The sequence below is a fragment of the Stenotrophomonas sp. genome (assembly GCF_031995405.1).
Classification (GTDB): Bacteria; Pseudomonadota; Gammaproteobacteria; order Xanthomonadales; family Xanthomonadaceae; genus Stenotrophomonas.
In genome coordinates this window covers 1-12,581 of sequence record NZ_DAMAGC010000013.1, presented here as the reverse complement: position 1 = coordinate 12,581, position 12,581 = coordinate 1, and the positions used below count along the sequence as shown (strand labels likewise).

General features: G+C 68.4%; 9 protein-coding genes. 3 read left to right on the top strand and 6 right to left on the bottom strand.

Features of this window, described 5'->3' with window-relative positions; translation table 11 throughout:
- Window positions 1-88 precede the first annotated feature (88 nt).
- Window positions 89-1,720 (top strand): isovaleryl-CoA dehydrogenase, encoded by a 1,632-nt coding sequence (locus RTO53_RS03740; protein WP_312236541.1) that lies wholly within the window; start codon window positions 89-91, stop codon window positions 1,718-1,720.
- A 57-nt stretch (window positions 1,721-1,777) separates the two neighbouring features.
- Here the strand turns inward: RTO53_RS03740 and RTO53_RS03735 are convergent, their stop codons facing one another.
- The 3 genes from RTO53_RS03735 to RTO53_RS03725 all read right to left on the bottom strand — a co-directional run bounded on the left by RTO53_RS03735 (window position 1,778) and on the right by RTO53_RS03725 (window position 3,961).
- Complete coding sequence (locus RTO53_RS03735) at window positions 1,778-2,182, bottom strand: hypothetical protein (protein ID WP_312236540.1); 405 nt, start codon at window positions 2,180-2,182, stop codon at window positions 1,778-1,780.
- Between the two features lie 137 nt (window positions 2,183-2,319).
- Entirely contained in the window at window positions 2,320-2,661 is a 342-nt protein-coding gene (locus RTO53_RS03730) for a hypothetical protein (RefSeq protein WP_312236539.1), read from the bottom strand.
- Window positions 2,662-2,785: 124 nt separating this feature from the next.
- The gene (locus RTO53_RS03725; RefSeq protein ID WP_312236538.1) at window positions 2,786-3,961 is read right to left on the bottom strand and encodes a thiolase family protein; all 1,176 of its coding nucleotides are present in this window, start codon (window positions 3,959-3,961) and stop codon (window positions 2,786-2,788) included.
- Between the two features lie 299 nt (window positions 3,962-4,260).
- On the opposite strand from RTO53_RS03725, the gene RTO53_RS03720 reads away from it, so the two are divergent.
- Entirely contained in the window at window positions 4,261-7,119 is a 2,859-nt protein-coding gene (locus RTO53_RS03720; protein ID WP_312236537.1) for a S8 family serine peptidase, read from the top strand.
- Between the two features lie 105 nt (window positions 7,120-7,224).
- On the opposite strand, the gene RTO53_RS03715 is transcribed toward RTO53_RS03720, so the two are convergent.
- Window positions 7,225-8,322 (bottom strand): Glu/Leu/Phe/Val dehydrogenase dimerization domain-containing protein, encoded by a 1,098-nt coding sequence (locus tag RTO53_RS03715; protein ID WP_312236536.1) that lies wholly within the window; start codon window positions 8,320-8,322, stop codon window positions 7,225-7,227.
- A gap of 325 nt (window positions 8,323-8,647) precedes the next feature.
- Here RTO53_RS03715 and RTO53_RS03710 point away from each other — a divergent pair, with 325 nt between their 5' ends.
- A complete protein-coding gene (locus RTO53_RS03710) occupies window positions 8,648-9,757 on the top strand; it encodes an HDOD domain-containing protein (RefSeq protein ID WP_312236535.1) in 1,110 nt (369 codons plus the stop codon).
- Between the two features lie 257 nt (window positions 9,758-10,014).
- Here the strand turns inward: RTO53_RS03710 and RTO53_RS03705 are convergent, their stop codons facing one another.
- Together RTO53_RS03705 and RTO53_RS03700 are read right to left on the bottom strand one after the other, a co-directional pair.
- Window positions 10,015-11,592 carry a phospholipase D family protein gene (locus RTO53_RS03705; RefSeq protein WP_312236534.1) on the bottom strand — a complete coding sequence of 526 codons (1,578 nt, stop codon included), beginning with the start codon at window positions 11,590-11,592 and terminating at the stop codon, window positions 10,015-10,017.
- A 57-nt stretch (window positions 11,593-11,649) separates the two neighbouring features.
- Complete coding sequence (locus tag RTO53_RS03700; protein ID WP_312236533.1) at window positions 11,650-12,360, bottom strand: rRNA pseudouridine synthase; 711 nt, start codon at window positions 12,358-12,360, stop codon at window positions 11,650-11,652.
- Window positions 12,361-12,581: the final 221 nt, after the last annotated feature.

Genomic DNA, 12,581 nt, shown 5'->3' with positions numbered 1-12,581 from the left:
TCGTGCAGGAGGTGAGAATCCGCCTGAACGGCGGCCTGCACCCCGATGCGGCAGAATCGGGGCAACCCCAGGCCAGGAGGCCGCTGCGATGACGTCCGTATTGCCCGCGTTCGAAACCCACGAGGTGTTCAACCAGCCACCGCCGTTCAGTGGCCGCAATCTGTGGGCCGACGACGTGGCCCTGGTGGCGGCGGTGGAGCGCGAAGGTGGCGGTGCGTTCAGTGCGCGGCTGGCCCAGTACGGCGTGCTGGCTGGCGACCTGCTGTACCAGCTGGGTTTCGATGCCAACCGTGATCGTCCACGGCTGCGCACCCACGACGCGCAGGGTCATCGCATCGATACGGTCGAATTCCATCCTGCGTACCATCGGCTGATGGACGCGGCCAAGAGCCACGGCGTGGCCGGGCTGTCCTGGTATGACGGCAGCGCCGGTGCGCACGTTGCGCGTGCGGCACTGAGTTACCTGCACCACCAGGCCGAAGCCGGCACCAGCTGCCCGCTGACCATGACCCACGCCGCGGTCGCGGTGCTGCGCCAGGACCCCGCGTTGGCCGAGTGGGCCGACAAGGCGGCCGCCCCGCACTACGATCCGCGCGACGTGCCGATCGCCGACAAACACGGCATCACCCTGGGCATGGGCATGACCGAGAAACAGGGTGGGTCGGACGTGCGCGGCAATACGACGCGCGCCGAACCGCAGGCCGACGGCAGCTATCGGCTGGTCGGGCACAAGTGGTTCTTCTCCGCACCGATGTCCGACGGTTTTCTGGTACTGGCGCAGGCGCCGGGGGGACTGAGCTGTTTCCTGATGCCGCGACGCCTGCAGGACGGCAACCGCAATGCGTTCCGGCTGATGCGGCTGAAAGACAAACTGGGCGATTGGTCCAACGCCTCCAGCGAGGTGGAACTGTGTGGCGCCTGGGCACAACGGGTCGGCGAGGAAGGCCGTGGCGTGGCCACCATCATCGGCATGGTGATGATGACCCGGCTGGATTGCATGCTGGGTGCCGCGGCGGAAATGCGCATGGCACTGGCGCAGGCCCTGCACCACACGCGCCATCGCGACAGCTTCGGCAGGCGCCTGTGCGAGCACCCGCTGATGGCCAACGTACTGGCCGACCTGGCGATCGAATCGGAGGCGGCCACGACCTTTGCGATGCGCGTGGCGCGCGCGGTGGATCGCGCCGGCAGCAGTGCCGAAGAGGCGGCGTTCGCGCGTATTTCCACCGCGGTGGGCAAGTACTGGGTGTGCAAGCGCGCGGCGGTGTTCGTCAACGAGGCGCAGGAATGCCTGGGCGGCGCCGGCTACGTGGAAGAATCGATCCTGCCCCGGTTGTACCGGCAGGCGCCGTTGAACTCGATCTGGGAAGGCAGCGGCAACATCCAGTGCCTGGACGTGCTGCGGGCGCTGTCGCGCGAGGCACAGGCGCTGCCAGTACTGGAGGCCGAGCTGGGCGGCGTGCTCGGCCGCGAGCCGGGCTACGATGCGGCGCTGCAGGCCCTGCGTGCCGCCCTCGCCGGAACCCCCTCGGAAGCGCAGGCGCGCAGCATCACCGAGCGCCTGGCGCTGTTGCTGCAGGCGGCCACGCTGCTGCGCGCGGACAGCCCCAACGCGGCGGCCTTCATCCGCTCGCGACTCGGCGGCGAGCACGCGATGGCCTTCGGTACCCTGCCGGTGGATCTGGATTTCGCCGCCGTGCTGGCCCGGGCGCTGCCCTGAGCAAACGAAAAACGCCCCTTCAAGGAAGGGGCGTCGGCGTCACGCGTGCGCGTTGACTCAGTGCTTGGCTTCGTTGGCGTTCTTCTTGGCCTCATCGGCCACATCGCGCGCCTTGTCGGCAACCTTCTCGGCGGCGTCGGCAGTAGCACCACTGGCGTGGGCGGCGGCATCCTTGGCCGCGTCCTTTGCTTCGCCAGCGGCCTGGGACGTGGCGGCGGCGGCGCGGTCCAGCGCCTGCTGGGTGTCGGCGGCGGCATGCTCGGACGCAGCGGCGGCTTCATCGGCGGCATTGCGGGTAGAAGCGGCAGCCTTGTCGACGGCTTCGCGGGCGGCAGCGTTGGCGCTGTCGGCGGCCTGCGCGGCGTCCTGGCGGGCCTTCTCGGCTTCGGGGCCCTTGCAGGCAGCCAGGCCGAGCAGCAGGGAGGCAGCCAGCAGGGTGGTGGTTAACGGGCGGATCGTCATGGCGCTCTCCAATACGGGGATCGTAGGGAGGCCAGCCTATTCATCCCCGCGTGAAGGCCGGGTCGCCACACCGCGGAAAAAGAAAAAGCCGCTGGCGAACCAGCGGCTTCTTCAGACTTGCTTGAAGAAAGAAGTTATTACTTCTTGGCTTCTTCAGCAGCGTCCTTGGCCTTCTCGGCGGTGGCTTCACCGGCCTTGGCAGCGTCGGCAGCGGTGCCGGCAGCAGCGTCGGTGGCAGCGCCAGCAGCCTGGGCAGCGGCATCGGCCGAAGCGTCAGCAGCGGTGGTGGCGGTGTCGGCGGCAGCCTGGGCAGCGTCGGCGGTCTGGGCGCCAGCAGCAGCGGCCTGGTCGGCAGCGACCTGGGCGTCGGCGGCAGCTTCGTTGGCCGAAGCAGCAGCGTCAGCAGCCTGTTCCTGCTTGGAGCAGGCGGTCAGAGCCAGGCCCAGGGCCATCGCGATCAGCAGCTTGTTGATGCTCATTTGTGTGAATCCTCGTCGTTAGATTAGGCAACGCGCTATTGCGCGCCCGGCAACATGATGACAAGCCACGTTTGGCTGTCAAGCGATCGCGCATTCATTTTTGAGAAATGCGCGTTAATTTCAATCAAATCAATTCGATGGCAATTGCCGTTGCTTCCCCGCCGCCAATGCAGAGGGTGGCGATGCCGCGCTTTCCGCCGCGCTTGCGCAAGGCGTTCACCAGGGTGACCACCAGACGCGCACCCGAAGCGCCGATCGGATGCCCCAGTGCGCAGGCGCCGCCGTTGACGTTGACCTTCTCGTGCGGGATGCCCAGTTCGCGGATCGGCGCCATGGCCACCACGGCAAAGGCCTCGTTGATCTCGAACAGGTCGACCTGGTCCAGGCCCCAGCCGGTTTTTTCCAGCAGCTTCTGGATCGCGCCGATCGGGGCGGTGGTGAACCACTCCGGTGCCTGCGAGTGGGTGGCATGGCCGACGATCCGGGCCAGCGGCTGTACACCGCGGGCGCGGGCGTCTTCTTCGGTCAGCAGCACCACGGCGGCAGCGCCGTCGGAGATGCTGGAGGAGCTGGCGGCGGTGACCGTTCCGTCCTTCTTGAAGGCCGGTCGCAGGGTCGGAATCTTGGCGATATCCGAGCGGCCCGGCTGCTCGTCCTGGTCGAAGGCGACCTCGCCCTTGCGGGTGGATACCGTCACCGCGACGATTTCGTCGGCGAACGCGCCGCTGGCCTGCGCGGCCTGCGCACGGCGCACCGATTCGATCGCGAACGCATCCTGTTCCTCGCGGCTGACCTGGTACTTGTCCACCGCGCATTCGGCAAACTCACCCATGGCCTTGCCGTCATACGCGTTGACCAGCCCGTCGTGCGCCATGTGGTCGATTGCCTGGAAATTGCCGAAGCGCGTGCCGGTGCGCGAGTTGGGGATCAGGTGCGGGGCGTTGGACATCGACTCCATGCCGCCGGCCACCACGATGCTGGCCGAGCCGGCCTTGATCAGGTCATGCCCGAGCATGATCGCCTTCATGCCCGAACCGCACACCTTGTTGAGCGTGGTGGCGCCGGTGGAGACCGGGATGCCGGCGGCGATCGCAGCCTGGCGGGCCGGCGCCTGGCCGAGGTTGGCCGGCAGTACGCAGCCCATGATCACTTCAGAAACATCCGCGGCCGGTACCCCGGACTGCTGCAGCGCCGCGGCAATCGCGGTGGCGCCCAGGGTGGGGGTGGGCACGCCGTTGAACTGGCCCAGGAAGGAACCGATGGCGGTGCGTTTGGCAGCGGCGATGACGATATTGGACATGGCAATCTCGTTGGTGCGTGAGCGATATACGAAATGGGGGCGCGGGCATCAGAACCCGATGCGCTTCCCGGCAGACTGCGTGGGGTGGCCCAGTATAGGGGGTCGCGGTTTTCCACCGGTGTCGGCAGGCCACAGTGGCCCGGGCGCTTGCAGGACTGGGACGTACGCCATTGGCGGTGCCGTGTTTTCCCGGCACACTGCGCAGCACCGGCCGGCTACGCAGGCATGGCACTTGCCGCCGGTCAGGTCCAGGAGGACCGACCGGGCGGGAGATTTCACACGTCAATGGGGATGCAAGGATGAACAAGGCAGTATTGGGGCGGTCTCTGCTGGTTACCGCGATGGCTGCGGCGCTGGGCGCCTGCGGTGGCGGTGGTGGCGGCAACAACGTGCGGGTCGATCCACCACCGACGACACCGCCGCCGCCCACCACGCCACCGCCGACTACCCCGACGCCGCCGAAGCCGCTTGAGCCGGCGTTCGACGCGCATCTCACCATCACCCAGGCCGGCGCGGCGCGCACCGCCGGGCTCGATGGCACCGGTGTGCGCATCGGCGTGGTCGATTCGGGCGTGATGCGCAACCATCCGGCGCTGGCCGGGCGGGTACTGGCCAACTACAGCTATGTCGATCCGCGCACCAACAACCTCAACATCGATGACGTGGTCGGTCATGGCACCGCCGTGGCCGAGCTGGCCGCCGGCAAGGCGGTGGGTTCCTGGCAGGGCGGCATCGCCCCAGGCGCGCAGATCATCTCGGCGCGGATCATCGCCGATACCCGCCCGACCGATGACGGCAGCGGCAACGGCAACGAAGTCACCGGCGCGCTGGGGCTGGCCGGGGTCCACCAGGACCTGATCACCCAGGGCGTGAAGGTGATGAACAACTCCTGGGGCGGTCTGTACTGGACCAACACGTCCGCGACCGCGCCGATCGCACAGGAATACCGTCCCTTCATCCTGAGCAACGGCGGGCTGGTGGTGTTCGCCACCGGCAACGAAAGCAAGCCCAATCCGTCCAGCATGGCCGCGCTGCCCAGCCAGGCCGGCCCAGCCGGCACGTTGCCGGCGGCCGATCTGGAGCGCGGCTGGCTGAGCGTGACCGCGGTGGATTCGACCGACCCGAGCAAGCTGGCGTCCTACGCCAACGCCTGCGGCGTGGCCGCGCGCTACTGCCTGGCCGCCCCGGGCGCGGCGGTCTACGTCGATCCGGCCTACACCACCGGCACCCCGAAATACCTGTGGAACTACGGCACGTCCTTCGCCGCGCCGCTGGTGTCCGGTGCCGCTGCGCTGGTGTGGCAGAAATACCCGTATTTCAGCAACGACCTGGTCCGCCAGACGCTGCTGGGCACCGCCACCGATCTCGGTGCGGCGGGCGTGGACAGCACCTTCGGTTACGGGTTGCTCAACATCGCCAAGGCGATCAACGGGCCCGGGCGGTTCGATTGGGGCAACACCACCGTGGACGTCAACCAGACCGGGCTGAACTCGGTGTGGAGCAACAACATCACCGGCAGCGGTGGGCTGGTCAAGCAGGGTGCCGGCGCGCTGGGTCTGTCGGGCACCAACACCTACACCGGCGACACCCGGATCGAGCGCGGCACGCTGGCCCTTCGCGAGGGGGCCTCGATCACCTCCAACGTGGTGGTGGTGGCGCAGAGCGGCAGCCCCAATCTGGCCGCGCTGCAGTTCCTGTCGGGCAACGCGCGGGTCAAGGGCAACGTCGACAACGGTGCGTCGGTGATCGTGCGCGAAGCCAACGTCACGCCCACCATCGAAGGCAATTACGTACAGCGTTCCACCGGCCAGTTGATGATCGCGCTGGGTTCCAATCCGCTCAACATCACCGGTACCGCGACGCTGGCCGGCACTGTGTACGTTGATGCCATCCTCAGCGGCTATGTCCCGCAGGATGGCCGCACGCAGCGCGTGCTGCATGCCGACCAGGGCGTCATCGGGACCTTTGCCGGTGTCACCCACAACCTGAGCCAGTCGACGACGCTGCTGCAGATGTCGCTGACCCACGCGAGCAACGATGTCACCCTGACCACCGACCGCATCAGTGTCACCTCGGCGAGCGTCAACGCCGGCCTGGGCGGCAGCGCACTGGCGTCGGCGGCCCGGGTGGAATCGGCCTTCGAAGTGCTGGATGGCGGCGGTCTGGCCGGCAGTGCCTTTGCCGACGGCGCCGGCGAGCTGCAGCGCGTGCAGGGCAACCAGGCGTTGCAGGCCAGCTTGGACAGCCTGTCCGGCAAGGCGCATGCGCTGGCCACGGCCGCCACCTTCGACAGCATCGACCTCAACCGTCGGGCGCTGTCGGCGCGCTTCGGCGAGCTGCAGGGCGCGCCGCGCCTGCGCGGCACCTGGCAAAGCCAGCTGGGCGAGGTCGGGCAGGGCAGCTTCTCGGCCAGTGGCGCCGATACGCGCGGCTGGATGATGGGCCAGGACATGGCCCTCGGTAGCAATGGTGTGATGGGCTTCGCCTTCGGTGAAACCCGCACCCACAACAACCGCGACTGGGGCAGTGATCGTGGCCGCGACCGCCAGTCGCAGGCGCAGCTGTACGCCGGCTGGAACGCCGGTCGTGCCTACGCGCTGGGACAGGTGGGCGCGGGTCAGTTCACGCGCGAGATCGACCGCCAGCTGCTGCTGGGGGCCGGTCAGTACGGGGTCAATGCCCGATACGGTGGCAGTTTCAGTGCGGCCAGCGTGGAAACCGGCTATCGCTTTGGCGATGGCCGCGCGTCGCTGACGCCGTACCTGGGCGCGGATTACTCGCGCGTGGACAACGACCGCTTCACCGAGCAGGGTGGCCTGGGCTTCGGCCTGCGCACCGAAGGCAACCTGAGCACGCGCACCCAGGCACTGGCCGGCGTGCGTGCCGAACGTCAGTGGGGCAACTGGTCGCTGCGTGGCTATGCCGAATGGCAGCAGTTGCTGTCCAGTGATGGCCTGACCCAGGACGCCAGCTTTGTCGGCGTGGAGGCATGGGCGCCGCTGGCCGGCCTGCAACCGGCGCGCTCGGGCGGCCTGTTCGGGCTGTCGGTGGAATCCTGGCTGAGCCGCAATACACGCATGTCGTTCGGCTACGACCAGCGCTTCGGTCCGCGCGGCGACCTCAGCCAGGTCGCGCTGCGCTACTCGACGGCGTTCTGATCCACCGCGTTCCGGTGCCGGCCCGGGCCGGCATGCGGTTGTATGAAACGAAGAAGGGCGCGATTGCATCGCGCCCTTCTTCGCCACTGGGGATGTCCCGCGCGATCAGTTGCCGCGCAGCGTGCCCAGTCGCGGCCGGGTGCGGCCCAGCGGCATCTTCAGCTTGCCGATCGACTGGATGCGGGTTTCGGCGATCTGGTCGGCCGCGCGCTGCGGGGCGATGTTCTCGCTCTGGGACAAGGCGAAGATCCGGCCGAGGTTGTGGTAGATGCTGCGGATCAGGCGCATCGCGCGCTCACGGTTGTAGCCGTCGATCTCCAGCGAAACGTTCATGACACCGCCGGCGTTGACCGCATAATCCGGCGCGTACAGGATGCCGCGCGCATGCAGTTCATCGCCCACCTCCAGGCTGGACAGCTGGTTGTTGGCGGTGCCGCAGACGATCCGGCACTTCAGCCGCGGCAGGGTCTGCGGGTTGATCGCGCCTTCCAGCGCGCACGGGGCGAACACATCGGCGTTGACGTCGTAGATGTCGTCCGGCTTGACCGCCTCGGCGCCGTACTCGGTGACCGCGCGGTCGACCAGTGCGCTGTTTAGATCGGTCACGTACAGCTTGGCGCCGCGGTCGCGCAGCAACTTCACCAGTTCCATGCCGATGTGGCCCAGGCCCTGCACGGCGATGCTGGCCTTGCCGACTTCCTCATGCCCCAGCTTGTGCTGCATCGACGCCATCAGGGCCTGCAGGGCACCGTAGGCGGTGAACGGTGCGGGGTCGCCGGAGCCGCCGTGGACCTGGTGCACGCCGGTCACGTACTCGCTCTCCAGGTAGATGTTTTCCATGTCGTTGACATCGGTGCCGACGTCCTCGGCGGTGATGTAGCGGCCGCCCAGCGAATCGACGTAACGGCCGAAGGCGCGGAACAGCACCTCGCTCTTGTCCTGGCGCGGGTCGCCGATGATCACCGCCTTGCCGCCGCCCACGTTCAACCCGGCCAGCGCGTTCTTGTAGGTCATGGTGCGGCTCAGGCGCAGCGCGTCGGCCAGTGCCTCGTCGGTACTGGCGTAGGGGCGCATGCGCACGCCGCCCAGGGCCGGGCCCAGGGTGGTGTTGTGGACGGCGATGATCGCCCTCAGGCCGGCATCGCGGTTGTGGCAGAACACCACCTGTTCGTGACCGGAAGTTTCGAGGGTTTCAAATAACATGGCGACTCCGATGGTGCGAACGGTGGCGAACGGCGGCGAACGAACCAGCAAAAGGTGGGTTGCAAAACAAAAAAAGCGACTTCGTCTGATCGGGTGACGGGTCGCGCGGCGCCATTCTAGTGCATTCCGCCGGAGGGTGTTGTCAGGGTTCAGGATGGCCGCCTGACAGGCGTCGCACCCGGTCTCGGTGGGGCGGGGTCATTAAAGTTGCTGAAGATCAGGCCGATGCCGTGGCAACGGTGCGCAGTACCAGCAATGCCAGGACGGACGACGTGGGTGCAGTGGCGACAACACAGAAGCGGTACCGGCCAGGGCGGCGGCGCCGATGACCACGCTGGTGATGGTGGGGGCAGGGCTGTTGGGCGCAGGTGCGCTTGCGCTGGGCATCGTGCGCTGGCGCGCCGCGCGCGCTCCGGAGACTGGCACCGGTCGGCAGCCCGCAACGGGCGACCGCGCGGCGAACGCCGCGGCGGCGCCGGCGTGCGGCGCGCTGCCGGTCACGGCGCTGCTGCAGTCCGGTCTGCATGCGCTGGCCCTGGTCTCGCGCAGCGGTGACGCGGATGCGACGCCGGGGCCGGGCGATCCGGCGCTGCATGCGGCGGTGGTGGCCGCCCTGGAACAGCGTGACTGGTCGGCCCGGCATCTGCCCCGGCGGCCGCAACTGCTGCCGCAGCTGATCCAGACGGTGAACGACGACGACGCTTCGGCGCGCGCGATGGCCGCCATCATCGGGCAGGACCCGGTGCTGACCGGCAACCTGCTGCGCATCGCCAACAGTCCGGTCTATCGCCTGCAGGCCAAGCCGGTGGACAGCCTGCAGCGGGCCGTGACGCTGGTGGGGACCGAGGGCATCCGCCAGATCATCAGCGCGGTGCTGGTGCAGCCGGTGATGCAGCTGCATTGCGAGGCCTTCCCGCAGTTCGGCACGGTGATCTGGGAACACGCGCTGCTGGCCTCGCGCGCGGCCGCCGATCACGCGCGGCTGGTGACCCACGAAGACGCGTTCGCCGCGCAGTGGCTGGGCCTGACCCAGGGGCTGGGCGCAGCGCTGGTGATGCGGCATCTGCTCGATGCCTGCGCCGGCCAGGACGGGGCGGCGCCCTCACGCGCGCTGGCCGCGCAGTTGCTGGATGCCTGGACCCTGCCGGTGGCCAGCCGCATCGCGGCGGCATGGGAATTGCCGCCGTCGGTGCATGAAACGTTGCTGCGCGGCGGGGATGACGCACAGGCCGGGTTGTCGGCCAGCCTGCGCTTCGCACGGGCGGCGGCGGCGGCCAGCCTGCTGTGCCGGCACGGCAGCATCGGCCAGGCCCAGGCGCTGGCGATCCTGGAGCAGCAGCACGCCACCCCGGCGCACGCGCTGCAGTGGATCTGGCGGCGCCTGCACGGGCGCGCGGTGGAGACGTTGGACGCCGACGAGCCGATCGAGGCCTGAGTCGTCTTGTCGGTAGCGGATGCGGGTCGTGCATGGGCTGACAGCCGGGGACCTGCCATGCGCCGCCCCCTGCCATGCGCCAGCGCCTGCCACGCATGGCGTGGCACTACCCGGCGTTGTTGCCGATGGCGTGACGGGGGGGGGGCGGGCGTACGTGGATCAACGTGCACATGGCGCCGCTTGGTGGCGCGCGATGGCCCCGGGACTGTCACCACGGGGTAGAGCCACGCCATGCGTGGCTGCCATTCAATGCCCGCTTACAGCTGTGATTCCAGCGGCAACCAGCTGATCGCCTGCGCACTGGCACGCAGCCAGACCGAGGTGTCCGGTTCGTGGTCGATCAGCACCGGCGGTTGTGCTGCGCGGTCCAGCCACCGCACCCGGCCCTGCGCATCCAGGGTGACCCAGTAGCTCTGCTTCGGATCGGCCAGGCGCAGGTATTCCGCGCGCAACTGCGCGGCCAACACCGCATCATCGAACAGCACGCCCATCTCGGTGTTGAGGTAGGCCGAGCGCGGGTCCAGGTTGAACGAGCCGACGAAGCCGCGCCGGTCGTCGAGCATGAACGCCTTAGTGTGCAGGCTGGCGCCGCTGCTGCCGAACAGCCCGCCGTTGCCAGCCGGGGTATGCGCCTTGAGCTCGTACAGGTGCACGCCGTTGCGCAGCAGTGGCGCGCGGTAGTGCATGTATCCGCCATGCACGGCGGCCACGTCGTTGGCGGCCAGCGAGTTGGTGACCACCCCGACCGTGGCGCCGCGCTGGACCATCGCGGCCATGCCTTCGGTGCCTTCCTCACCCGGCACGAAATAGGGCGAAATCAGCAACGCCTTGTGCTCGGTGGCCTGCAGTTCGCGCACCAGCCGGGTCACCAGCCAGTTGGCCTGGTCGTCGCGGCGGTGCTTCATCGGCGGATCGGAGGCGATCTCCACGTTCGCCGACCAGTGCAGGTCGACCGTATCGCGATAGTACGCGTGCGCCGATTGCGATTGCTCGACCCGGCGCAGGTAAGGCTGCGCGGCGGCGAGCCTGGCCTCGTGCGCCGATTCGCGGACCAGCAGGCGCAGCTGCGCGGGGGTGTAGAACGCCAGTGCGGCGATCGGTACCGCCGTTTCGCTGTTCCAGTACGCATCGAAGATGTCATTGGCCTGGGACACGGCCTTGCCGGCGACGAGCAGGTCGAGGTCGCGGAAGTTCACATCCGCGCGCGCACTGAAATACTCCTCACCGATGTTGCGGCCGCCGACGATCGCCACGCGGCCGTCGGCGATCCAGGCCTTGTTGTGCATGCGATGGTTGACGCTGAAGAAGCGCTGCACCATCTCCACCAGCCGCCACAGGCCGTTGCGGTTGCGGAACGGGTTGTACAGGCGGATCTCGATGTTGGGGTGCTCGTCGAGCGCCATCATCAGCGCGTCCTTGTCCTGCGCGTTCATGTCATCGAGCAGGATGCGCACGCGCACGCCGCGTTCGGCGGCCTGGTACAACTCCTGCGCCATCAGGTGCCCGACCATGTCGTCGTGCCAGATGTAGTACTGCAGGTCCAGGCTGCGCTCGGCATGGCGGGTGATCACCGCGCGGGCGGCATAGGCGTCCAGGCCATCGGCCAGGAAGGCCACGCCGGACTGGCCGGGATGCTCGGCCTGCAGCCGCACCAGTTCGCGATCGATGACGGTCTGGCTGGGCTGCAGCGGCAGCACGGTGCTGTGCGGGCCCATCGCCTTGGGGGTGAGATGGTCGGCGAGCAGCAGGCCGCTGAGCACCAGCAGCTCCAGCACGGCCAGTACGATTCCCAGCCAGCGCAGCATCCGGCGCCAGAGCGGCTTTTTTTCAGTCATGCGCCGATGCTAAGCGGGCGCGGCGTGCACCGCGAGTGCAGGGCCGCGCGACACGGCTCAGAAGCGTTCGTCCGGCGCCAGGTAGCGCCACTGGCCCGGGGCGAGTTTGCCCATGGCGACGCGGCCGCTGCGCAGGGGTCGGACGGTGATCACTTCCAGCCCGACCTGGCGGCACATGTCGCGCAGCTGGCCCGGCTGTACCGGTTTGATGGCGAAGCGCAGGCGGGTTTCGTTCTGCCAGCTGACCTTGCACGGGGGCAGGGGCCAGTTGCGGAAGCTCAGGCCGTGGGCGAGGCGCTTCATGCCGTAGGGAACGAGTTCGCCGCTGACTTCGACCAGGTATTCCTGTTCGAGCGTGGCGCCGCGGTCCTTGAGGTGGGAGACGACGCGGCCGTCCTGGCTGACCACGACCAGACCGCTGTCTTCGTCGGCCAGGGGCATGACCAGGTGCAGGGCGTGGAAATGGCGCTGCAGGAGGGTGACGCCGGTGGCATCGAGTTCGCTGCGGCTGTCGGGGGTGACCAGGGCGCTGAGTTCGTTGGCAGGCATGCCGGCGGGCTTGTGCAGCAGCATGCTGACGGTTTCGGTGCGGGTGGCTTCGGCGTTTTCGCGCAGGACGATGGTTTCGTCGGTGACCAGGGTCTGGGGTTGTTCGACGACGTTGCCGTCCACGGTCACCCAGCCGCCTTCGATGTAGCGCTGGGCGTCGCCACGGGAGCAGCCGATCAGGCTGGTGAGGCGTTTGTCGAGTCGGATCGGGTCGGTCATCGGGCTGGCAACGAAAAGCGGGGAGCGGGCGGGGAGTGTACTGGGTGGGGGGTGGGGTGGGGTTTATCCGGGGCCGGAGCTGGAGCCGGAGCCGGAGCGGAGCTGGAGCCGGAGCTAGAGCCTCGGCGCTGCGGGTGGGGTGGCGTGGGCTGGCGTGGGTAGGTTGGCGGGACACGCCGCAAGTACGTCCGTGTAGGCTCCCAAGCCGCATCCATGCGGCT

What these genes read in the sequence shown, in the direction of transcription:
- RTO53_RS03740 (WP_312236541.1), top strand. Translation starts at nt 89, where the DNA reads ATGACGTCCGTATTGCCCGCGTTCGAAACCCACGAGGTGTTCAACCAG.
- RTO53_RS03735 (WP_312236540.1), bottom strand. Translation starts at nt 2,182, where the DNA reads ATGACGATCCGCCCGTTAACCACCACCCTGCTGGCTGCCTCCCTGCTG.
- RTO53_RS03730 (WP_312236539.1), bottom strand. Translation starts at nt 2,661, where the DNA reads ATGAGCATCAACAAGCTGCTGATCGCGATGGCCCTGGGCCTGGCTCTG.
- RTO53_RS03725 (WP_312236538.1), bottom strand. Translation starts at nt 3,961, where the DNA reads ATGTCCAATATCGTCATCGCCGCTGCCAAACGCACCGCCATCGGTTCC.
- RTO53_RS03720 (WP_312236537.1), top strand. Translation starts at nt 4,261, where the DNA reads ATGAACAAGGCAGTATTGGGGCGGTCTCTGCTGGTTACCGCGATGGCT.
- RTO53_RS03715 (WP_312236536.1), bottom strand. Translation starts at nt 8,322, where the DNA reads ATGTTATTTGAAACCCTCGAAACTTCCGGTCACGAACAGGTGGTGTTC.
- RTO53_RS03710 (WP_312236535.1), top strand. Translation starts at nt 8,648, where the DNA reads ATGACCACGCTGGTGATGGTGGGGGCAGGGCTGTTGGGCGCAGGTGCG.
- RTO53_RS03705 (WP_312236534.1), bottom strand. Translation starts at nt 11,592, where the DNA reads ATGACTGAAAAAAAGCCGCTCTGGCGCCGGATGCTGCGCTGGCTGGGA.
- RTO53_RS03700 (WP_312236533.1), bottom strand. Translation starts at nt 12,360, where the DNA reads ATGACCGACCCGATCCGACTCGACAAACGCCTCACCAGCCTGATCGGC.